This is a genomic window from Saccharothrix sp. HUAS TT1, assembly GCF_040744945.1.
Classification (GTDB): Bacteria; Actinomycetota; Actinomycetes; order Mycobacteriales; family Pseudonocardiaceae; genus Actinosynnema.
Map to the genome: position 1 here is coordinate 8,025,641 of NZ_CP160453.1, position 21,121 is coordinate 8,046,761.

The following is a 21,121-nucleotide window of genomic DNA, read 5'->3' on the forward strand; positions in this document are numbered from 1 at the left end:
CACCTTGCACAGCACCGCAATCGCTCTGATCCAACTGGGCGCGGTCTTCTTCGGGCTGGGCCTGCTCGGCAAGATGGCGTGGCGGGTCGGCATCTCGCCGATCCCGCTCTACCTGATCGGCGGCCTGGCCTTCGGGCAGGGCGGCCTGGTGCCGTTGCACGGCATCGAGGACTTCACGCACCTCTCCAGCGAGATCGGCGTCATCCTCCTGCTCCTCCTGCTCGGCCTGGAGTACTCGGCCGCCGAGCTGATGACGGGCCTCAAGCGGTCGTGGACGGCGGGCCTGCTCGACATCGCGCTGAACGCGACGCCGGGCGTGATCGCCGCGCTGATCCTGGGCTGGGGCCCGGTCGGCGCGCTGGCGATGGGCGGCGTCACCTACATCTCGTCGTCCGGGATCATCGCCAAGGTGCTCGGCGACCTGGGCCGGCTGGGCAACCGGGAGACCCCGGTGGTGCTGTCGGTGCTGGTGTTCGAGGACCTGGCGATGGCGGTCTACCTGCCGATCCTGACGGCCGTGCTGGCGGGCGTGAGCTTCGTCGGCGGGTTGACCGCGGTGGGCATCTCGCTGGCCGCGATCACGGTGGTGCTGGTGATCGCGCTGAAGTTCGGCCGGTACGTCTCGGCGGTGGTGGACAGCCCCGACCCGGAGGTGTTCCTGCTCAAGGTGCTGGGCGCGGCGCTGCTGGTGGCGGGCCTGGCGTCGCAGCTGCAGGTGTCGGCGGCGGTCGGCGCGTTCCTGCTCGGCATCGCGATCTCGGGGTCGACGGCGGAGAACGCGACGCGGATGCTGGAGCCGCTGCGCGACCTGTTCGCGGCGATGTTCTTCGTGGTGTTCGGGCTGAACACCGACCCGGCGTCGATCCCGCCGGTGCTGGCGCTCGCGGTGGCGCTGGCCGTGGTCACCACCTTGACGAAGGTGGCCACCGGGTGGTGGGCCGCGCGGCAGCAGGGCATCGGGCGGATGGGCCGGGCCCGGGCGGGCGCGGCGCTGGTGGCGCGCGGCGAGTTCTCGATCGTGATCGCGTCGCTGACCGTGGCGTCCGGCGCCGTGGACGGCGAGCTGGCGGCGCTCGCGACGGCGTACGTGCTGCTGATGGCCGTGCTCGGGCCGGTCGCGGCGCGGGTGGTGGAACCGTTGGCGAAGAAGTTCACCCGAAAGCGTGGTGACGCGCCCGCGGTGGCCTGACCAGGTATCTCTCGGCGGCCCCGGCGCTCCACTACGGCAGACGAACCACGGTCGCGCCGGGGCAACACTTACGGCTGATTGAGCACGGGCGCGCTCCGGGGTTACACCTGACTGCCGTCCAACCCCGAAGGGGGTCTCGTCATGTCACAGCCAACGGGCGCCGAGACGACTGGTCGCTACCTCGTCCTGCTCGACGACCGGTCGGTCGCGGCGGGCGCGCGGGAGATGAACCGGGTCGCCGGGATCAGCGCCGCCAGCACCGCGGACTCCGCCACCAGCGCCGAGCTGGCCGCGGCCGACGGCGTCATCTTCCAGGACCTGGGCATCGCGGTGGTCAACGCGACGCCGGACCAGGTCACGAGGCTGACGCGGGCCGCCGAGGCGCCCGGCCCGATCGCGGTGGTCGAGGCCGAGCGGATCGTGCACGCCTACACCGCGCCGCCGGGCACCGACGAGGTCGCCGCGCCCGCCGTGGACGAGTCCGTGTTCACCTGGGGCCTGCAGGCGGTCGGCGCGAACATCAGCTCGGCCACCGGCAAGGGCGTGCGGGTCGCCGTGCTCGACACCGGGTTCACCGTGGCGCACCCGGACTTCGCGGGGCGCGTCGTGATGACGCAGTCGTTCATCACCGGCGAGTCCGTGGACGACGCGCACGGCCACGGCACGCACTGCATCGGCTCCGCCGCCGGCCCCCGTTCGGCCGCGAGCGGCGGTCCGGGCTACGGCGTCGCGCACGAGGCCGAGATCTACGCGGGCAAGGTGCTGTCCAACCGGGGCAGCGGCTCCGACAGCGGCATCCTGGCGGGCATCGAGTGGGCCATCGCCAACGGCTGCGCGGTCGTCTCGATGTCGCTCGGCGCGGCCGTGCGGCCGGGCACCCCGCACTCGCAGATCTTCGAGCAGGCCGCCACGCGGGCGATCGCGAAGGGCACGCTGATCATCGCCGCTGCGGGCAACGAGAGCAGCAGGCCGGGCCGGGTCGCGCCGGTCGGCCACCCGGCCAACTGCCCGTCGATCCTGTCGGTCGGCGCGGTGGACGTGCACCGGGCGATCGCGCCGTTCTCCTGCGGGACGGTCGACACCGTCGGCCAGGTCGACGTGGTCGGGCCCGGGGTGGACGTCTACTCCAGCTGGAACGCCGAGAACAGCGGCATCGGGATGCACCGGCGCATCCAGGGCACGAGCATGGCCACGCCGCACGTCGCCGGCGTCGCGGCGCTCATCGCGGAGAAGCACGGCGCCCGCGGGTGGGAGCTGTGGGCCAGGTTGGCGCAGACCGCGCGCCGGCTGGCCCTGCCGTCCACGGACGCGGGCGCGGGGATGGTCCAGGCGCCCTAGGCGGAACTCCGGCACGACCGCGGGGGTCCTCTCCTACCGGGAGGGCCCCTGCTTTTCTCGTGCGGCGAATCGGGATCAGTGCTCGCCGGATCACGTCACCTGACCGGTCCGACAACCGGCGTGAGGGGAAGTCCCTCCAACAGGTCGGGAGGCCGACACCCTACGCTGTGCGGGGCAATCGACCCATCATCGAACACGTGTTCTATCATCACGCCGGGTCGAGCCGGATGCAGAGAGGAAACGAGAACGTGCAGGCGGACACGCTCGTGGAGCAGGAAGAGACGGTGGACGCCGAGGCGCCCGCCGCACCCGTGCAGCAGGAGGTCGCCCCCGTGGCTGAGCAGTCGGACGAGCGGTCGGCGGAGCCGGCGGCCAAGCCCGCAGAGCCGGCGGCCAAGCCCGCGGAGGCGCAGGCCAAGTCCGCTGAGCCCGAGGCGAAGCCCGTCAAGCGGCCCAAGTCGACGGCCAAGAAGACCCGCACGGTCGAGCTGACGCTGACCGTCACCGGCACCGCCGACGGCGAGTGGCAGGCCGACCTGGTGCACGGCACCAAGCGGGTCGTCCAGGGCCTGGCCATCTCGGCCGCGGCCGTGTCGCGCGCGGCCAAGGAGCTGCACGAGGACATCGCGGGCGGGATCGACGAGGTCGTCGAAGCGGCCCGCGCCCAGCACCGCACGCGGATGGAGGAGCTGGAGGCGGAGCTCGCGAAGGTCAAGGCCGCGCTGGCCGAGCTGAACGACTGACGCCCACCCGGACGCCGGGGGCCGTCGCCCGACCGCGGGCGGCGGCCCCCGTTCCGCTCAGCGGGACGGGTCCAGGACCAGCTTGCCGGTGGTGCGGCGGGCCCGCAGGTCCTCGTGCGCCCGGCGGACCTCGGACAGGCCGTACTCGCCGCCCGGCACGGCGCGCAGCTCGCCCGCCAGGACCAGGTCGAACAGCTCGGCCATGGCGCGGTGCACGACCCGGCCCGGCAGCTTGAACGCGTGCGGCAGCCACATGCCCGCGACGGTGGTCGAGCGGACCAGCAGCTTGGCCGGCGCGACCGGGGTCGGCTGCTCCCTGCTCGCCATGCCGTAGAACGCCAGCCGGCCGAACGGGGCCAGGGCGGCGATGCTCTGGTCGGTCACCGAGCCGCCGGTCATGTCCAGGACGACGTCGACGCGCCGGCCGCCGTTGGCCTCGCGCAGCACGTCGGTCATGTCCTCGGCGGTGGAGTCGACCGCGACGTCCGCGCCCAGCTCCAGCGCCAGCTCCCGCTTGGCCTCCGTGCTCGCGGTGGCGATGACGCGGCCCGCGCCCCACTTCTTGGCCAGCTGCACGGCCAGCGAACCGACGCCACCGGCGGCCGCGTGGACGACGACGGTCTCCCCCGGCTCCAGGTGCGCGCTCCTGCGCAGCAGCAGCCAGGCGGTCGCGCCCTGCACGACCAGGCTCAGCGCCGTCAGGTCGTCCACGCCGTCCGGCACGTCGAACGCGGTCGCCTCGGGCACCACGGCCTTCTCCGCGTAGCCGCCGAAGTTGGTCAGCCCGACCACCCGCCGGTCGCCCGCCGTGCCGACGACCTCGCCGCCGGGCACCAGCGGCAGCTCCATCTTGGACAGGTAGGAGTTCTCCGACTGGTGGGTGTCGGCGTAGTTCAGGCCCGCGCGGCTGACGCGGACGAGCAGTTCGCCCGCGCCCGCGACGGGGTCGGGCAGCTCGACCTCGTCGAGGACTTCGGGTCCGCCGAACTCGGTGATCTGGATGGCGCGCACGGGTGTCAGCTCTCCTCGGTGGTCGGCGGTTCGACGCCGGTGGGGTCGGTGGCGGTGGCGGTGGGGTCGGCGAGCCGGACGCGCTCGCCGGACGCGGTGCGCGGGCCGGGCGGGTTGGGGAAGGTGAACGGCGCGCTGGGACGACCGGCCTGCACGAACCAGCATTCACCGGGTCGGCCGTCGCGCAACACGGACATGAACGCGTCGACCACGTCGTCCACGGCCATCACCGGCATCCCGGTGGACTCCAGAGCGGACTTGAAGTCGGTGATGATCGCGGTGTCGGCGAACGACGGGCACACCGCGCTGACCGTGACGCCGTCACCGGCGAGCACCGGGCCCAGGCCGCGGACGAGCCCGACGACGGCGGCCTTGTTCGCGCCGTAGAGGGGGTCCAGGGGCATCGCCATCAGGCCGGCCATGCTGGCGGTGGCGACGACGCGCCCGCCGCGCTTCTTCAGCTCGGGCAACGCCGCGTGCACGCCGTAGACGACGCCGTCGAGGTTGATCCCCATCACCTTGCGGTAGCGCTCGGGGTCGAAGTCGTCGCCGAGGCCGAAGCCGGTGCCGACGCCCGCGTTGAGCACGGCGATGTCGAGCCCGCCGAACCGCTCCACCGCCACGGCCACCGCGGCCTCGTCCTGCCGGGGGTCGCTGACGTCGCAGTGCGTGAACACGCCGCCGATCTCGTCGGCCACGGCCCGGCCGCGGTCGTCGTCCACGTCCGCGACGACGACGGACGCCCCGGCGGCGGCCAGTCGGCGCGCCACCCCCGCCCCGATGCCGTTCGCGGCACCGGTGACCAGTGCGACCTTGCCCGAGAACTCCACCGCGCCTCCTCTGGCTGGCATTCCGACCAGTCGGTATGGTTCTCCCGACAGGCCCTGGCGTCAAGGCGACGTCGTCACTAGGTTACTAAGCGGTTGCTTAGGCTCGCAGATCAAGGAGGATCAACCGTGGCCGAGACGGACGCACGGGTGGCCATCGTCACCGGTGCCGCACGCGGCATCGGCGCCGCCGTAGCCACGCGGCTCGCGCAGGACGGCATGGCCGTCGCGCTCCTCGACCTGGACGAGGACAGCTGCGCCGACGCCGTGGACGGGATCAGGGCGGCCGGTGGCACGGCCATCGCGGTCGGCGTGGACGTCAGCGACAGCGCGGCGGTCGACGCGGCCGTGCAGCGGGTCGCCGACGAGCTGGGCGCCCCGACCGTCCTGGTCAACAACGCCGGCATCCTGCGGGACAACCTGCTCTTCAAGATGACCGACGACGACTGGGACGCGGTGATCAACGTGCACCTGCGCGGCTCGTTCCTGATGAGCCGGGCGGTGCAGAAGTTCCAGACGGCGGTCGGCTGGGGCCGCATCGTGAACCTGTCCAGCACGTCGGCGCTGGGCAACCGGGGCCAGGCGAACTACTCGGCGGCCAAGGCGGGCCTGCAGGGCTTCACCAAGACGCTGGCGATCGAGCTGGGCAAGTTCGGCGTGACCGTCAACGCCATCGCGCCGGGGTTCATCGCGACCGACATGACCGCCGCCACGGCGGCCCGGGTCGGCGTGGACTTCGAGGACTTCAAGAAGGGCGCCGCCGCCATGATCCCGGTCGGGCGCGTCGGCACGCCCGATGACATCGCGCACACCGCTTCCTTCCTGGTCAGCGAGGGTGCCGGGTTCGTGTCCGGGCAGGTCGTCTACGTCGCCGGCGGACCGAAGGACTGACATGCGGGTATTCGCGAACCTCGAAGAGCTGGCCGCCGCCAGGGGCGAGCACCTGGGCCACGGCGAGTGGCACGAGATCACCCAGGCCGAGATCAACCTGTTCGCCGACGCCACCGGCGACCACCAGTGGATCCACGTCGACCTGGAGAAGGCGGCGGCCGGGCCGTTCGGCGCGCCGGTCGCGCACGGCTACCTCACGCTGTCCCTGATCCCGCTGCTGGTGCGGGACGTCTACACCGTGGAGGGGCTGGCGATGGGCGTGAACTACGGGCTGAACAAGGTCCGCTTCCCGAGCCCGGTCGTCGTGGGGTCGCGGGTGCGGGCCGGCGCCGAGCTGGTCGGGATGACCGACGTGGCGCAGGGCAAGCAGGCCGTGGTGCGGGTGACGGTCGACATCGACGGCAACCCGAAGCCCGCCTGCGTGGCCGAGACCGTCGTCCTGCTGGTCCCGGCGGCCCCCTGACGCGACGGGCACGGCGCCACCCCCCGACTGGCGCCGTGCCCGTCGTCCGGACGTCCGGTGGCGGTCAGGCTTCGCGGGCCACGCGCTCCAGGTTCGCGCGGTAGGTCTCCCAGTCCACCCGGCCGAGGTTGTCGTTGCCCCGGCGCAGGCCGGCGGCGCCGTCGACCAGCTCGCGGACGATGTCGGCGTGACCGGCGTGGCGGTTGGTCTCGGCGATCATGTGCACCAGGACCAGGTGCAGGGTGACCGGGTTGCGGTCGGCGGGCCACCACGGCACGGTGCCCGTCGATCCCAGGTCCAGCGCGTCGATCGTCGCGTCGGAGTGGGCGCAGGCCCGCTGGTACAGGCCGATGACGTCCTCGCGGGACTCGTCGGCCGTCGCCCACATGTCCGCGTTCGACTCGGCGTCCTCCGCCGCCCACGGCAGCGGTTCGGGGAACGGCCGGCCGAACGTGTCGCCGAAGTAGCCGACCTCGACCCCCGCCAGGTGCTTGACCAGGCCCAGCAGGTTCGTGCCGGTCGGCGTCAACGGCCGCCGCGCGTCGTAGGGCGACAGCCCGTCGAGCTTCCACAGCAGCGCCTCGCGCGCCACCCGGAGGTACCGGTGCAGGTCGGACTTCACGACGAGCCCTCCCGGGGGCGCAGGGACGCGAGCAGCAGGTCGGCGAAGTGGCGGCCGACCTGCTCGGCGGACAGCGGGCCGTCGGCGCTGTACCACTGGCCGAGGTGGTGGACCGTGCCGAAGAAGTAGTGCACGGTCAGGTCGGCGGGCACGTCCGCGCGGAACACGCCCTCGGCCTGCCCCTCCTCCACCAGCGACCGGAACCGCTCGTGGTAGCGCCGCCGCCCGACCCGCATCTCCCGCCGCTTGTCCTCGGCGAGGTGGTCGGCCGAGCGGAAGTAGACCCGGGCCTGGTCGAAGTTGTCCACCGACGTCACCACGACGTCCACCGCCGCCGCGTGCAGCCGCTCGGCCACCGGCGCGGAACCGGACGCGAAGTGGTCCAGCCGCTCGGTCTGCATCCGCAGCAGGCTGCCGTAGATCTCGTGCAGCAGGTCGTCCTTGGACCCGAAGTAGTGGTACATGGCGCCTTTGGTGACGCCGGCCAGGTCCACGACCTCCTGCACCGCGACCCGGTCGAAGCCCTTGGCGGCGAACAACCGCGTGGCGGCGTCGATCAGCCGCTCCGGTACCGATGCCATGGGGCAAGCATCGCACGACCGGTCAGCCGCCGAGCGTCACGCCGCCGTCCACCACGAACGTCGCGCCGGTGGTGTAGCCGCCCGCCGCGGAGGCGAGGAACACGACCGCGGCGGCCAGTTCCTCGGGGTCGCCGACCCGGCCGAGCGGCAGCCGGGAGATGTGCGACTCCAGGTAGCCCTCGGGGTACTGGTCGGTCATCTCGGAGGCGAAGTAGCCGGGCGCGAGCGCGTTGACCCGGATGCCCTTGCGGCCGGTCCACTGCTGCGCCAGGTCGCGGGTCAGGCCGAGCAGGCCCGCCTTCGACGCCGAGTACGCCGCCTGCGGCAGGCCGCCGGACACCAGGCCGAGGACGCTGGAGACGTTGACGATCGACCCGCCGCCGGTCATCACGGCCGCCGCCGCCTGCGCCATCCAGTACGCGCCGTTGAGGTTGACGTCCATGACGCCGAGGAACTGCTCGGGCGCCTCCCGGGACGCGGGCACCGCCGACGCCACACCGGCGTTGTTCACCAGCACGCGCACCGGGCCGAACTCGGCGGCGGCCCGCGCCACCTCGCGGCAGTCGTCCGGCTGCGCCACGTCGGCCCGCACGACCAGCGCGCGCCGACCGGCGTCCTCGACCAGCCGCGCGGTGTCCTTCAGCCGGTCCACCCGCCTGGCGGCGAGCACGACGTCCGCGCCCGCCTCGGCCAGGCCCTTGGCGAACGCCACGCCGAGCCCGGAGGACGCGCCGGTGACGATCGCGACCTGCCCGTCCAACCGGAACTTGTCCAGGATTCCCACGTCAGCTCAACCTCTCCAGGATGATCGCCATGCCCTGACCGCCGCCGACGCACATCGTCTCCAGCCCGAACTGGGCGTCGCGGGCGCGCATGCCGTTGATCAGGGTGGTCATGATGCGCGCGCCGGTCGAGCCGAACGGGTGGCCGAGCGCGATGGCGCCGCCGTGCACGTTCAGCTTGTCCATGTCGATGCCGAGCGCGCGCTGGCTGCCCAGCACCTGCACCGCGAACGCCTCGTTGATCTCGACCAGGTCGATGTCCTCGATGCGCAGGTTCGCGTGCACGAGCGCCTGCTCGGTGGCCTCGACCGGGCCGAGGCCCATGATCTCCGGCGACAGGCCGGACACACCGGTGGACACGATGCGCGCCAACGGGGTCACGCCGAGTTCCTTGGCGCGCACGTCGCTCATCACGATCACGGCCGCCGCGCCGTCGTTGAGGGGGCAGCAGTTGCCGGGCGTGACCGTCCCGTCGGGGCGGAACGACGGCTTGAGCGCGGACACCGCGTCGTAGGTGACGCCGCGGCGCGGGCCGTCGTCGGTGGAGACCACCGTGCCGTCCGGGAGGGTGACCGGGGTGATCTCGCGGTCGTAGAAGCCGTCCGCGATGGCCTTCTCGGCCAGGTTGTGCGAGCGGACGCCGAACTCGTCCTGGTCGCGCCTGCCGATGCCGAGCAGGGTGGCGACGTTCTCGGCGGTCTGTCCCATCGAGATGTAGTAGTCGGGCAGCTCGCCGTCCGCGCGCGGGTCGTGCCACGGCTCGTTGGTCTCGGCGGTGCGCTGGGTGCGGGCGCGCGCCTCGTCGAACAGCGGGTTGAGGTGCGGGTCGCCGTGCCGGTAGCGGGAGACGCACTCCACGCCCGCGCTGATGAACGCGTGGCCCTCGCCCGCCTTGATCGCGTGGAACGCCATCCGCGCGGTCTGCGCCGACGAGGCGCAGAACCGGTTGACCGTGGTGCCGGGCAGGCCGTCCAGGCCGAGCTGGACGGCGATGCGGCGGGCCGCGTTCTGGCCGTGCTCGTCCTGCGGCTCGGCGCAGCCCAGGTGCAGGTCGGTGAGCTCGCCGGGGTCCAGCTCCGGCACCTTCGCCAGCGCGGCGGCGACGACCTGCGCGGCCAGGTCGTCCGGGCGCAGGTCTACCAGCGACCCCTTGCGGGCCCGGCCGATCGGGGAGCGGGAGGTGGCGACGACGACAGCCTCGGGCATGGCGCTTCTCCTCACTGGAGGCCGAGATCGCGGCCGATGAGTTCCTTCATGATCTCGTTGGAGCCGGCCCAGATCCGGGTCACGCGGGCGTCCATCCAGGCGCGGGCCACCCGGTACTCGGTCATGTAGCCGTACCCGCCGTGCAGCTGCACGCACGCGTCGATGACGTCGTTCTGCACGTCCGCGCTCCAGTACTTGGCCTTCGCCGCGTCGACGGCGGTCAGCTCGCGCCGGGTGTGCGCGTCGGTGCACTGGTCCAGGAACGCCTGCGTCACGTCGACCTTGGTGACGAGCTCGGCGAGGGTGAACTTGTTGTGCTGGAACGAGCCGATGGACTGGCCGAACGCCTTGCGCTCCTTGGTGTACCCGATCGTCTCCACCAGGATCTGCCTGGCGTGCGCCAGGTTGGAGATCGCGCCGCCGAGGCGTTCCTGCGGCAGGCGCTCCATCATGTGGATGAAGCCCTGGTCGACCTCGCCGATGACGTTCTCGGCGGGCACGCGCACGTCGTCGAAGAACAGCTCGGCGGTGTCGGACTCGGGCTGGCCGACCTTGTCCAGCTTGCGGCCGCGCTCGAAGCCCTCCATGCCGGTCTCGACCGCGAACAGCGTGATGCCCCTGGCCCTCTTCTCCGGGCTGGTGCGGGCGGCGACCACGACCATGTCGGCGGAGAAGCCGTTGGTGATGAACGTCTTCGAGCCGTTGAGGACCCAGTCGCTGCCGTCGCGCACGGCGGTGCTCTTGAGCGCGGCGAGGTCGGAGCCGCCGGAGGGCTCGGTCATGCCGATGCCGGTGGTCATCTCGCCCGAGCAGAACCGGGGCAGCCAGCGCTGCTTCTGCTCCTCGGTGCACAGGTCGACCAGGTAGGGCGCGACGACGTCGCCGTGGATGCCGAGGCACGAGGCCATGCCCGCGCTGACCTTCGACAGCTCCTCGCCGAGCACGGCGTTGAACCGGTAGTCCCCCGCGCCGCTGCCGCCGTACTCCTCCGGGACCTCCAGGCCGAGCAGGCCCTGCTTGCCCGCTTCGAGCCACACGTCGCGGTCGATGTGGCGCTGCTCGACGAACCGCTCGTAGTTCGGCCTGAGGGTGCGGTCGCAGAACGCCAACGCGGTCTCGCGGAACGCTTCGTGGTCGGGTTCGAACAGCGTGCGGCGCACTCTCAGGCCCTCCATACTAAGCGGTTGCTTAGGTCATCGCGTGTGCTTAGCCTGCGGTATCGTTCGGCTTCGTGTCAAGGAGGGCCCCTGTGACGACGGCCAGTGGTGAGTTCGCGCTCCTGGATGAGACGTGGTCCTCGGTCACACCGCCGGCGGCCCGGCGGATGCTGATCGCCGCCGCCGCCGCGTTCTCGGTGCGCGGGTACCACGCGACGACGACCCGGGACATCGCGGCGCAGGCGGGCATGTCGCCGGCCGCGGTCTACATCCACTACCGGTCCAAAGAGGAGCTGCTGTTCCAGATCTCGCGGATCGGGCACGCGACGTCGTTGTCGTTGCTGACCGGCGTGCCCGAGGTCGACCCGGCGGCCCGGCTGGCGGCGGCCGTGCGGGCGTTCGCGTCGTGGCACGCCGAGTACCACACGACGGCGCGGGTGGTGCAGTACGAGCTGAGCGCGTTGACGCCGGAGCACCTGGTCGAGGTGGTCGAGCTGCGGCGGCGGATCGAGGCGTCGGTGCGCGAGATGGTCGAGGCGGGCGTGGCGGCGGGGGCGTTCGACGTGCCGGAGGTGCGCGGGGCGACCCTGGCGGTGCTGTCGCTGTGCATCGACGTGGCCCGCTGGTACCAGCCCGGCGGTCGCCGCACGCCGGCGGAGATCGGCGACCTCTACGCGGACCTGGTGCTGCGCATGGTCGGCGCGACGGACTGACGCGACGGACGCGGCGGGCTGACGCGGCGGGCCGACGCGGCGGACCGGCCGGGCAGAGGAGCAGGGGCCCCACGACGGGGACCCCTGCTCGGTCGGGCGGGCCGGCCGGGCTACCGGACGGACTTCTTGCCGTAGAACCCGGCCACCAGGCTCACGCCGATGGCCGCGATCACGACCTGGATAATGATCTCGATCCAGTCGATCCTCGGCGTGTCCTCCACGCCCAGGGCGCGGGCGATGAACGTGCCCAGGAACGCCGCCACGACGCCGACGATGATCGTCAGCCAGATGGGGATGGCCTGCTTGCCGGGTGCGACGAGCTTGCCGAGCAGTCCGATGATGAGACCCACGATCAGAGCGCTGATCACACCGCCGATGCCCACGATGCCTCCTGCGGGGTAGTCGCTTCGAAGAAGTCCCCGATCGGTCGAGGGCCTCACGCGCCATCATCCCACCGAACACGCCGTCCGCAGCCCCGAAAAGGGTGGCGTCGACGGGGATTCCCCCGGCGCGGTGACGGGGTCAGAAGGCGCCGCGGAGGCCGTGACCACCACCGGACCGCCTGCCCGCCACCTGGTCCGTCCACTGGTGCAGCAGCGCCGCCCAGTCCGTGCGGATCACCTCATCGTGGGACATGGCGAAGTGCCCGAACGAGTCGCCGCCCTGGCGGAACAGCCCGCCGCGGCGGTCCGCCTCCAGCACCACGTACAGGTGGTTCCGGTCGGTCACGAAGGTCAGCTCCAGCTGGCTGATCCTGGCCAGGAACTGGCCCGGCGGCAGGAACTCGATCTCCTGGTAGAACGGCAGCTGCTGCGGCACGCCGTGGATGCGCCCGGACTCGTTGTCGGCGCGCTGGAACCGGAACCCGAGGGCGCCGAACGCGTTCAGCACGTGCTCCTGGGAGTGGAGCGGGTGCACGGCCACCGGGTCGAGGTCGCCGGGGTCGACCGCGCCGCGCACCTCCAGCTCGGTGCGCAGGCCCATCGTCATGCCGTGCAGGTGCTGCCCGTGCACGACGGTCAGCGGCGTCTCCAGCGGCACCGGGAACTGGAACGGCAGCACCAGGTTCTGGCCCGGCGCGACGGTGATCCGCTGCCCGACCACGACGCGGGCGAACTCGACGTTGCGGTTGTGCTCGTTGTCGCCGCTCTCCACCTCGACCCTGGTCACGAGCGAGAGCTTGACCTGGTCGATCTCGGCGGGGTGGTCGCCGCCCGCGATGCGCACCTCACCGGTCAGCAGCTCGCCCGGCCGGGTGTTGGGGTTGGCCAGCACCGTGTCCACCGAGGGACCGCCGACTCCGAACGCGCGCAACATCCTCTTGAAAACCACGGTGGGTGCCTCCTGCACTGCTCTGGGTCACGCCCTTGAGCTGGGGTTTCTCCAAGGACGCCTTGCCTGGTCCATCGGTTCCCTCTGGACGAACGCCAATCACAGGTGCCAGTATGCGACCGCGGTCACATACTAAGCGGTCGCTCAGGAGGTTGAAGTGCCCACGCTGCTCGTCGCCAACCGGGGGGAGATCGCCGTCCGGGTGCTGCGCGCCGCCGCCGACCTCGGCTGGCGGACCGTCGCCCTGGTGACCGACTCCGACGACGCGCACGGTCGGTTCGCCGACCGCGCGGTCCGACTGCAAGGCTCCTACCTGGACGTGGACGCCGTGCTCGCCGCCGCCGACGGCTGCGACCTGGTGCACCCCGGCTACGGGTTCCTGGCCGAGAACGCCGGTTTCGCCCGCCGCTGCGCCGAGGCCGGGCTGAGGTTCGTCGGCCCACCGCCCGAGGTGCTGGAACTGCTCGGCGACAAGGGCCGGGCGCGGGCGCTGGCCGTTGAGGTGGGCGTGCCGGTGCTCGCGGGCGCCGAGGACGGCTTCGAGGACTTCTTCCGCGCGCACGGCGCGGTGGTGGTGAAGGCCGTCGCCGGCGGTGGCGGCAAGGGCGTGCGGGTGGTGCGGCGGCTCGCCGACCTCGCCGCCGCCGTGCAGCGGTGCCGGGCCGAGGCGCTGGCCGCGTTCGGCGACGACGCCGTGTTCGTCGAGGAACTGCTCGAACCGGCCCGGCACGTCGAGGTGCAGCTGGTCGGCGCCACCGTTCTGGGCGACCGGGACTGCTCGTTGCAGTCGCGGCACCAGAAGCTGGTCGAGATCGCGCCCGCGCCCGACCTCTCCCCCGCGCTGCGGTCCGCGCTGCACGGGGCGGCGACGACGATCGCGCGGGCCGTCCGGTACACCGGGCTGGGCACGGTGGAGTTCCTGGTCGCGCCGGACGGCCGGTTCGCTTTCCTGGAGGCCAACCCGCGGTTGCAGGTCGAGCACACGGTGACCGAGCAGGTCACCGGGCTGGACCTGGTGCGGGCGCAACTGCTGCTGGCCACCGAGGTCGAGCCGGACCTGGCCCACACGCCGCGTGGCGCGGCGCTGCAACTGCGGGTGAACCTGACGTCGACCGGGCGGCTGTCGGCGTTCACGCCGCCGACCGGTCCCGGCGTCCGGGTCGACACGCACGCGTCCGCCGGCTACCGCGCCGGGCTGGACTTCGACCCGCTGCTGGCGAAGGTCGTGGTGCACGCCGACGACCTGGACACCGCGCTGCGCCGCGCCCGCCGTGCGCTGGACGAGTTCACAGTGGACGGTGCGAGGACGAACATCGGTTTCCTCCGGGGGCTTCTGGAGCACCCGGACGTCCTCAAAGCGCACACGGGCCTGGTGGATTCACTGCCCCGTGAGGACACCGGAGCGCGCGCTCCCGTGCAGGGGACGGTCGTCGCGATCGAGTCCGGCACGGTCGTCGTGGAAGCGATGAAGATGCAGCACGTCGTGCCGGTCGGCGACGCGCGGGTGCTGGTCGAGGTCGGCGACACGGTCGCGGAAGGCGCGCTGCTGGCCGAGGGCGTGGACGTGGAGGTCGAGGAGAAGGCCGTCGAGGTCGACCTGGACGACGTGCGGCCGGACCTGGCGGAAGCGCTGGCGCGGCACGACTTCTCCCGGCCCGGGGCGGAGGCGAAGCGGCACGCGGCCGGTCGGCGCACGGTCCGGGAGAACATCGACGACCTGTGCTCGGACTTCGTGGAGTACGGCGGGCTGGCCATCGCCGCGCAACGCCGCCGGCGGTCGCTGGACGAGCTGGTCGAGCGCACGCCCGCGGACGGGCTGGTGGCGGGCGTCGGCACGGTGAACGGCGGCCAGGTCGTCGCGATGTCCTACGACTACACGGTCCTGGCGGGCACGCAGGGGCTGCGCAACCACGCCAAGAAGGACCGGATGTTCGCGCTGGCCGAGCAGCGGCGGCTGCCCGTGGTGCTGTTCGCGGAGGGCGGCGGCGGGCGACCTGGCGACACCGACCACGCCGGCGTCAGCGGGCTGGACTGCATGGCGTTCCACCTGTTCGCCAAGCTGTCCGGGCTGGTGCCGCTGGTCGGCATCGCGTCCGGCCGCTGCTTCGCGGGCAACGCGGTGCTGCTGGGCACGTGCGACGTGGTGATCGCGACCCGGGACGCGACCATCGGCATGGGCGGCCCGGCGATGATCGAGGGCGGCGGGCTCGGCGTGTTCCGGCCCGAGGAGGTCGGGCCGGTCGACGTGCAGGAGCCCAACGGCGTCATCGACGTGCTGGTGTCCGACGAGGCCGAGGCCGTCGCGGTGGCCAGGAAGTACCTGTCCTACTTCCAGGGGGGCGCCGAGGGGGCGGGCGCCGAGGGCTGGGAGTGCGCCGACCAGCGGCTGCTGCGGCACCTCGTGCCCGAGGACCGGGTGCGCGCCTACGACGTGCGGACCGTGGTGGAGACCGTCGCCGACACCGGGTCGGTGCTGGAGCTGCGGCCGGCGTTCGGGCGCGGGATCGTCACCGCGCTGGTCCGGGTCGAGGGCAGGCCGCTGGGGCTGATCGCGAACGACCCCGGTCACCTCGGCGGCGCGATCGACGCCGACTCGGCGGACAAGGCGGCGCGGTTCCTCCAGCTGTGCGACGCGTTCGACCTGCCGGTGGTGTCGCTGTGCGACACGCCGGGGTTCATGGTCGGGCCGGACGCCGAGCGCACCGCGACCGTGCGGCACCTGACCCGGATGCTCGTGGCCGGCGCGAACCTCGACGTGCCGTTCGGGTTCGTGGCGCTGCGCAAGGCGTACGGGCTGGGCGCGCAGGCGATGGCGGCGGGCAGCCTGAAGGTGCCGCTGTTCGCCGTGTCCTGGCCGAGCGGCGAGTTCGGCCCGATGGGGCTGGAGGGCGCGGTGCGGCTGGGCTACCGGCGCGAGCTGGACGCCGTCGAGGACCCCGTGCAGCGCAAGGAGGTGTTCGAGGCGATGGTCGCCGCCGCCCACGAGCACGGCAAGGCGCTCAACGTGGCGTCCGCCTTCGAGATCGACGACGTGGTCGACCCGGCCGACACCCGGCGCTGGATCGCCACCCTGCTCACCGGTCCGGGCGCGCCGGCCCGGGTCGGCAAGAAACGTCCGTACGTGGACACCTGGTGAAAGGGAACAGCATGGTCACGACCGCTCCTCCCGAGCGGCGCACGTTGCGCAAGCTCATGGCCGCCGGCCTGGTCGGCTCCTCGCTCGAGTGGTACGACTTCTTCATCTACGCGACGGCCGCGGCGCTGGTGTTCCCGAAGTTGTTCTTCCCCGAGGCGTCGCCGCTGGTCGGGTTGCTGCTGTCGTTCAGCACGTTCTGGGCGGGCTTCGTCGCCCGGCCGGTCGGCGGGCTGGTGTTCGGGCACGTCGGCGACCGGTTCGGCCGCAAGCCCGCGCTGGTGACGTGCCTGGCGCTGATGGCCGCGGCGACGTTCCTGATCGGGCTGCTGCCGACCAGCGCGACGGTCGGCGTGCTGGCGCCCGTGCTGCTGGTGCTGCTGCGGTTCCTGCAGGGCATCGCGGTGGGCGGGCAGTGGGGTGGCGTCGTGCTGCTGCTGACCGAGACCGCCGGGCCGGAGCGGCGCGGGTTCGCCGGGACGTTCGGGCAGGCCGGCGTGCCGCTGGGGGTGATCCTGGGCAACGTGGCGTTCCTGGTGGTCGGCGCCGTGATGCCCGCCGCGTCGTTCGCCACGTGGGGCTGGCGGCTGCCGTTCCTGGCGAGCGCGCTGCTGTTCCCGGTGGTGCTGTTCATCCAGCTGAAGGTGGAGGACAGCCCGGTGTTCCGGGAGATCAAGGCGCGCCGCCCGGCGGGACCGCCGCCGGCGCCGCTGCGGGAGGTGCTGCGGACCCACCGCAAGCCCGTGCTGCTCGGCGCGGGGCTGATGTTCGCGTCGAACGCGGTGTTCTACGTCAGCATCGCCGGGGTGCTCGACTACGCGACCCGCGAGCTGGGGCTGGCGCGCAACTCGGTGCTGGTGGTGACGCTGCTGTCGTCCCTGCTCAGCGTGCCGGTGATCCTGCTGGCCGGGCGGTGGTCGGACCGGCACGGCAGGCGTCCGCTGATCGTGGTGGGCGCGGTGGCGATGATCGCGTGGGCGTTCCCGTACTTCTGGCTGGTGGACACGGCGTCGCTGGGGCTGATCTTCGTGGCGCTGGCCGTGTCGGGGATCGGGTCGAGCCTGGTCTACGGACCGGTGGCGGCCTACCTGGCCGAGCTGTTCGAGCCGCAGGTGCGGTACTCGGGGGCGTCGCTGGCGTACCAGCTGGCGTCGATCCTGGTCAGCGGCGGCACACCGTTCATCATGACGGCGCTGCTGGCGGCCACCGGGACGTCGCTGTCGGTGTCGGCGTTCCTGCTGGTGATGGGCGTGGTGACGCTGGGGTCGGTGCTCGGGTTGCGGGAAACGCACCGGGTCTGAAGCCCGCCCGAACACCGTCCGACGTGGCAGTGAGAGCGGCAACGATTGCTGATGCGGGGGTGCGCTCAAGCGGGCGCACCCCCGCGCTTCACCTCGATGCGCATGCCCACCCGCGTGTGGAGCGGCACCGCGGTCGACTCGATGCCGAACACCGGTCGGCCGCCCGGGTCCACCGTTCGAACGATCCCGAACCCGTCCTCCTCCTCGCTGAAGCCCACGGGTTCCAGGTACGCGTCGGACCCCGGCGGGAGGGCGACCAGGTACCGGGCGCGGACGACCGGGGTGCGGAAGCTCAACGTGAAGTCGTCCGGCCTGCGATCGCGCATGAGCGGCGCGCACATACCGGGCCAGTCGCACTCCACGACGATGCCGAACGAACTCCCCCGCGGCAGCGCCGAGCGGAAGTGGGTGATGAGCACGAACCTGCCCTCGGCATCCCACGCTGAGGTGCTGGACATCCTCGGCCCCGGCGCACCGTCCACCAGCAGTTTCCGCACCACGACCACGACCCTGCGCCGGAACCTGGCCGGCTGGGGCCAGCCGCAGCCGTGCACCTGGCGGATCGACCACAGGCCGTCGACGAGCACCTGGGCCCGCATCGTGAGCCGCTTGCGCGTGTCGCCGTTGGGTTCGACGGTGAGGAACTCGTCCCAGTCGACTACCCGGTACTCCGGCGGGCTGCCGTCCGATGCGAGCTTCGTGTAGTGCGCGACGAGCTGCCACTGGGTCTCCAGCCGTCGCAGGGTCGCTCTGCGGTCGGCCAACAGCACCAAGCCGGCCGAGAGCAGCACCAGGAGCGCCACGACCAGGGCTCCGGCCTTGACCGCGGTGTTGCCCAACAACGCTCCGAGGAGCACGGCGAAGGACAGGATGCCGAGCGCGGCCTTGACGATCGCGGGACTGCCCTCGTCCGCGAGGATGTCGTCCAACCAGATGATGAACCGAGTGAGCATCCCGCCTCCTGGGAAAACTCGGCTACGAACGAGCACTGAAGCGTAACGGAACGTAGTCACCGTCGGGGCGCAATCGGGCGGGAACCGAAATTCGTCCTGTCAGTCGCAGTACAGAGGCGACGGCCGCCGCGCCGACGCACCCGGGGAGTGAACTGTCAACCGGGTGACGTGCGGAACGTTGCGCGCTTGCCGTACGTTGCCGTGCCGTGACCACTCTCCTGGGACGGTTCAAGCAGCGGCTGCGTCGGTTCGCGCAGAAGCCCGGCTCCGCCGACCTCACGCCCTACCGGAAGCTGCTCGAAGAGGTCAACGAGCAGGCCGAGCGCGTGAAGAAGCTCAGCGACGAGGAACTGACCGCCGCGGCGGCCGCACTGCGCGACAAATCCGGCTTCGGCAGGCCCGAGCTGGTGGAGGTGTGCGCGCTCGGCCGGGAGGCCGCCGACCGGGCCCTCGGCCTGCGCCCGTTCGACGTGCAGGTCCTCGGCGCCCTGGGCCTCCTGGAGGGCCACGTGGTCGAGATGGCCACCGGTGAGGGCAAGACGCTCTCCGGGGCCATCGCCGCCGCCGGCTTCGCGCTGCGCGGCGACCAGGTGCACGTGGTCTCGGTCAACGACTACCTGGCCCAGCGCGACGCCGAGTGGATGAGCCCGCTGTACGACCTGCTCGGCGTGGACGTCGGATGGATCAACCAGAGCTCCAAGCCCGAGGAGCGCCGCGCCGCCTACCAGGCCGAGGTCGTCTACGCGTCGGTCTCGGAGATCGGCTTCGACGTGCTGCGCGACCGGCTGGCCACCGACGAGGGCGACCTCATCGTCCCCCGGCCGCGCGTCGCGTTGGTGGACGAGGCGGACTCCGTCCTGGTGGACGAGGCGCGCGTGCCGCTGGTCCTGGCGGGCTCCACGGCGGGCCCGGCGGTCGACCCGGCGCTGGCCGACCTGGTCAAGCGGCTGCGCCGCGACCTGCACTTCGAGATCGACGACGAGGAGCGCAACGTCTACCTCACCGGCGCGGGCAGCGAGCTGGTGGAACGGGCGCTCGGCGGCATCGACCTGTACTCCGACGAGCACGTGTCGACCACGCTGAGCAAGGTCAACGTGGCCCTGCACGCGCAGGTCCTGCTGCACCGCGACGTGGACTACATCGTCCGCGACGGCAAGGTGCACCTGATCAACGACACCCGCGGCCGGATCGCGAAGCTCCAGCGCTGGCCCGACGGCCTCCAGGCGGCGGTCGAGGCCAAGGAGAACGTGGCCACCACGGACGCGGGCGAGGTGCTGGACTCGATCACCGTCCAGGCGCTGCTCAGCCGCTACCCGACGGTGTGCGGCATGACCGGCACGGCGGTGGCCGTCGCCGAGCAGCTGCGCGACTTCTACCAGCTGGAAGTGCTGGTCATCCCGCCGAACGTGGAGACGATCCGGGAGGACGAGGAGCCCCGGCTGTACGCGACGCTGGAGCAGAAGGAAGCCGCCGTCGTCGCCGAGATCAAGCAGGCGCACGAGACCGGCAGGCCGATCCTGGTCGGCACGCTGGACGTGGCCGAGTCCGAGCGGCTGTCCCGCAAGCTGGCCGAGGCGGGCGTGGAGTGCGTCGTGCTCAACGCGAAGAACGACGCCGAGGAAGCCTCGATCATCGCCGACGCGGGCTCGTTCGAGCGGGTCACCGTGTCCACCCAGATGGCGGGCCGCGGCACGGACATCCGGCTCGGCGGGCACGACTCGACCGACCGGGAGCGCATCGCCGAGCTGGGCGGGCTCTACGTGATCGGCACCGGGCGGCACTCCAGCAGCCGGTTGGACGACCAGCTGCGCGGTCGCGCGGGGCGGCAGGGCGACCCGGGCGGGTCGGTGTTCTTCTCCTCGCTGCAGGACGACCTGATCACGCAGTACGTGCCGGACCACGACGAGCCGGCCGAGGTGGACGAGGACGGCCGCGTCACCGACGCGGGCACGCTGCACACCGTGGAGCACGGGCAGCGCGTGGCCGAGGGCGTGCACCTGGAGATCCACCGCAACACCTGGCGGTACAACAAGCTGATCGAGCACCAGCGCCAGCTGCTGCTGGAGTACCGGGACAAGCTGCTGCGCACCGACCTGGCGTGGGAGGAGCTGTCCGAGCGCAAGCCGGACAAGGCGCACGAGCTGAAGGACCTGGACGAGGCGGTCAGGGTGAAGGCGGCCAGGCTGATCGGGCTGCACCACCTCGACCAGCGGTGGAGCGACCACCTGACGTTCCTCACCGACCTGCGGGAGGGCATCCACCTGCGGGCGCTGGCGCGGCAGAACCCGCTGGACGAGTTCCACCGGGAGGCCATCCCGGCCTACCACAAGATCATCCCGGACGCCTGGGACGAGGCCGAGGAGACCTTCGCGAAGGTGCTCATCGACGCCGACGGCGCGCACCTGGCCGAGGCGGGCGTGCAGCGCCCGAACACCACCTGGACGTACCTGGTCAACGACAACCCGTTCTCCTCCGGCCTGGAGGAGACGTTCAAGGGGTTGGTCAAGCTCGTCCGGCGCCGCTAGCCGGTCCGGTCGCGCGTGCGCGCGGGCTGGGGTCAGGCCCAGCCCGCGCCCGCGTCAGCGGACGGGCGCCGAGACCTTGCCGTCCTCGACCGGCTCCGCCTGCCGGGGCAGGGTGGTCGGTCTCGGGATCCGCTGGGCCACCGCCTGCTCGGTGAGCGCGCGGATCTCCGCCAGGATGTCCAGGTGGTGCTGGGACGGTGGCGGGCCGACGAGGTTCGAGTGGTCGAACGCGGTGCGTTCGGCCCGGTGGGCCAGGTTCTGGAGGCGCCGGATCAGGTCCCACTCCTGGTCTGTGCGCGTAGAGCGCCGTTGCTCAGTCACCCCGGAAGCAGACACCTCACGCCGGGTGAACGT

20 protein-coding genes are annotated in these 21,121 nt (G+C 72.1%); 9 read left to right on the forward strand and 11 right to left on the reverse strand.

What is annotated here, in order from left to right; translation table 11 throughout:
• The first annotated feature begins 4 nt into the window (after positions 1-4).
• The 3 genes from AB0F89_RS35085 (at position 5) to AB0F89_RS35095 (ending at position 3,270) form a co-directional block, all read left to right on the forward strand.
• Positions 5-1,189, forward strand: coding sequence for a cation:proton antiporter (locus AB0F89_RS35085; RefSeq protein WP_367130421.1), 1,185 nt, complete (start codon positions 5-7; stop codon positions 1,187-1,189).
• 141 nt (positions 1,190-1,330) lie between these two features.
• Complete coding sequence (locus tag AB0F89_RS35090) at positions 1,331-2,527, forward strand: S8 family serine peptidase (RefSeq protein WP_367130423.1); 1,197 nt, start codon at positions 1,331-1,333, stop codon at positions 2,525-2,527.
• Between the two features lie 227 nt (positions 2,528-2,754).
• Positions 2,755-3,270, forward strand: coding sequence for a DUF6319 family protein (locus tag AB0F89_RS35095; protein ID WP_367130425.1), 516 nt, complete (start codon positions 2,755-2,757; stop codon positions 3,268-3,270).
• 57 nt (positions 3,271-3,327) lie between these two features.
• Here the strand turns inward: AB0F89_RS35095 and AB0F89_RS35100 are convergent, their stop codons facing one another.
• On the reverse strand, positions 3,328-4,281 hold the full coding sequence (locus tag AB0F89_RS35100; RefSeq protein WP_367130426.1) for a zinc-binding alcohol dehydrogenase family protein: 954 nt from the start codon (positions 4,279-4,281) through the stop codon (positions 3,328-3,330).
• Positions 4,282-4,286: 5 nt separating this feature from the next.
• Positions 4,287-5,111, reverse strand: coding sequence for an SDR family NAD(P)-dependent oxidoreductase (locus tag AB0F89_RS35105; RefSeq protein ID WP_367130428.1), 825 nt, complete (start codon positions 5,109-5,111; stop codon positions 4,287-4,289).
• A 126-nt stretch (positions 5,112-5,237) separates the two neighbouring features.
• Here AB0F89_RS35105 and fabG point away from each other — a divergent pair, with 126 nt between their 5' ends.
• Together fabG and AB0F89_RS35115 are read left to right on the forward strand one after the other, a co-directional pair.
• A complete protein-coding gene (gene fabG, locus AB0F89_RS35110) occupies positions 5,238-5,999 on the forward strand; it encodes a 3-oxoacyl-ACP reductase FabG (RefSeq protein WP_367130430.1) in 762 nt (253 codons plus the stop codon).
• Between the two features lies 1 nt (position 6,000).
• Positions 6,001-6,462, forward strand: coding sequence for a MaoC family dehydratase (locus tag AB0F89_RS35115; protein ID WP_367130432.1), 462 nt, complete (start codon positions 6,001-6,003; stop codon positions 6,460-6,462).
• A 64-nt stretch (positions 6,463-6,526) separates the two neighbouring features.
• Here AB0F89_RS35115 and AB0F89_RS35120 read toward each other — a convergent pair whose 3' ends face one another.
• The 5 genes from AB0F89_RS35120 to AB0F89_RS35140 are packed head-to-tail and all read right to left on the reverse strand — an operon-like array spanning position 6,527 to position 10,813.
• Positions 6,527-7,084 carry a DinB family protein gene (locus tag AB0F89_RS35120; RefSeq protein ID WP_367130433.1) on the reverse strand — a complete coding sequence of 186 codons (558 nt, stop codon included), beginning with the start codon at positions 7,082-7,084 and terminating at the stop codon, positions 6,527-6,529.
• Positions 7,081-7,665: a TetR/AcrR family transcriptional regulator gene (locus tag AB0F89_RS35125; protein WP_367130435.1), complete on the reverse strand. Its 585-nt coding sequence runs from the start codon at positions 7,663-7,665 to the stop codon at positions 7,081-7,083. The genes AB0F89_RS35120 and AB0F89_RS35125 overlap by 4 nt, the downstream gene beginning before the upstream one ends.
• A 22-nt stretch (positions 7,666-7,687) precedes the next feature.
• Positions 7,688-8,449 carry an SDR family NAD(P)-dependent oxidoreductase gene (locus AB0F89_RS35130; protein ID WP_367130437.1) on the reverse strand — a complete coding sequence of 254 codons (762 nt, stop codon included), beginning with the start codon at positions 8,447-8,449 and terminating at the stop codon, positions 7,688-7,690.
• 1 nt (position 8,450) lies between these two features.
• Positions 8,451-9,653 (reverse strand): acetyl-CoA C-acetyltransferase, encoded by a 1,203-nt coding sequence (locus AB0F89_RS35135; protein ID WP_367130439.1) that lies wholly within the window; start codon positions 9,651-9,653, stop codon positions 8,451-8,453.
• An 11-nt stretch (positions 9,654-9,664) separates the two neighbouring features.
• Entirely contained in the window at positions 9,665-10,813 is a 1,149-nt protein-coding gene (locus AB0F89_RS35140; RefSeq protein ID WP_367130441.1) for an acyl-CoA dehydrogenase family protein, read from the reverse strand.
• Positions 10,814-10,977: 164 nt separating this feature from the next.
• On the opposite strand from AB0F89_RS35140, the gene AB0F89_RS35145 reads away from it, so the two are divergent.
• Complete coding sequence (locus AB0F89_RS35145) at positions 10,978-11,523, forward strand: TetR/AcrR family transcriptional regulator (RefSeq protein WP_367139135.1); 546 nt, start codon at positions 10,978-10,980, stop codon at positions 11,521-11,523.
• Between the two features lie 110 nt (positions 11,524-11,633).
• Here the strand turns inward: AB0F89_RS35145 and AB0F89_RS35150 are convergent, their stop codons facing one another.
• Positions 11,634-11,906 (reverse strand): GlsB/YeaQ/YmgE family stress response membrane protein, encoded by a 273-nt coding sequence (locus AB0F89_RS35150; RefSeq protein ID WP_367130442.1) that lies wholly within the window; start codon positions 11,904-11,906, stop codon positions 11,634-11,636.
• Positions 11,907-12,045: 139 nt separating this feature from the next.
• Positions 12,046-12,855 carry a sporulation protein gene (locus AB0F89_RS35155; protein WP_367130444.1) on the reverse strand — a complete coding sequence of 270 codons (810 nt, stop codon included), beginning with the start codon at positions 12,853-12,855 and terminating at the stop codon, positions 12,046-12,048.
• Between the two features lie 157 nt (positions 12,856-13,012).
• Between AB0F89_RS35155 and AB0F89_RS35160 the strand changes: the two genes are divergently transcribed.
• Both AB0F89_RS35160 and AB0F89_RS35165 read left to right on the forward strand, forming a co-directional pair.
• Positions 13,013-15,991 (forward strand): carboxyl transferase domain-containing protein, encoded by a 2,979-nt coding sequence (locus AB0F89_RS35160; protein ID WP_367130446.1) that lies wholly within the window; start codon positions 13,013-13,015, stop codon positions 15,989-15,991.
• An 11-nt stretch (positions 15,992-16,002) separates the two neighbouring features.
• A complete protein-coding gene (locus tag AB0F89_RS35165; RefSeq protein WP_367130448.1) occupies positions 16,003-17,289 on the forward strand; it encodes an MFS transporter in 1,287 nt (428 codons plus the stop codon).
• Between the two features lie 65 nt (positions 17,290-17,354).
• On the opposite strand, the gene AB0F89_RS35170 is transcribed toward AB0F89_RS35165, so the two are convergent.
• Positions 17,355-18,242: a hypothetical protein gene (locus AB0F89_RS35170; protein WP_367130449.1), complete on the reverse strand. Its 888-nt coding sequence runs from the start codon at positions 18,240-18,242 to the stop codon at positions 17,355-17,357.
• 206 nt (positions 18,243-18,448) lie between these two features.
• Between AB0F89_RS35170 and secA2 the strand changes: the two genes are divergently transcribed.
• On the forward strand, positions 18,449-20,767 hold the full coding sequence (gene secA2 / locus AB0F89_RS35175; protein WP_367130450.1) for an accessory Sec system translocase SecA2: 2,319 nt from the start codon (positions 18,449-18,451) through the stop codon (positions 20,765-20,767).
• 54 nt (positions 20,768-20,821) lie between these two features.
• On the opposite strand, the gene AB0F89_RS35180 is transcribed toward secA2, so the two are convergent.
• On the reverse strand, positions 20,822-21,088 hold the full coding sequence (locus AB0F89_RS35180; RefSeq protein WP_367130452.1) for a hypothetical protein: 267 nt from the start codon (positions 21,086-21,088) through the stop codon (positions 20,822-20,824).
• Between the last annotated feature and the right edge of the window lie 33 nt (positions 21,089-21,121).

Coding starts and splice junctions, on each gene's coding strand:
- AB0F89_RS35165 (WP_367130448.1), top strand. CDS start 16,003: ATGGTCACGACCGCTCCTCCCGAGCGGCGCACGTTGCGCAAGCTCATG.
- AB0F89_RS35170 (WP_367130449.1), bottom strand. CDS start 18,242: ATGCTCACTCGGTTCATCATCTGGTTGGACGACATCCTCGCGGACGAG.
- AB0F89_RS35125 (WP_367130435.1), bottom strand. CDS start 7,665: ATGGCATCGGTACCGGAGCGGCTGATCGACGCCGCCACGCGGTTGTTC.
- AB0F89_RS35115 (WP_367130432.1), top strand. CDS start 6,001: ATGCGGGTATTCGCGAACCTCGAAGAGCTGGCCGCCGCCAGGGGCGAG.
- AB0F89_RS35095 (WP_367130425.1), top strand. CDS start 2,755: ATGCAGAGAGGAAACGAGAACGTGCAGGCGGACACGCTCGTGGAGCAG.
- AB0F89_RS35145 (WP_367139135.1), top strand. CDS start 10,978: ATGCTGATCGCCGCCGCCGCCGCGTTCTCGGTGCGCGGGTACCACGCG.
- AB0F89_RS35135 (WP_367130439.1), bottom strand. CDS start 9,653: ATGCCCGAGGCTGTCGTCGTCGCCACCTCCCGCTCCCCGATCGGCCGG.
- AB0F89_RS35090 (WP_367130423.1), top strand. CDS start 1,331: ATGTCACAGCCAACGGGCGCCGAGACGACTGGTCGCTACCTCGTCCTG.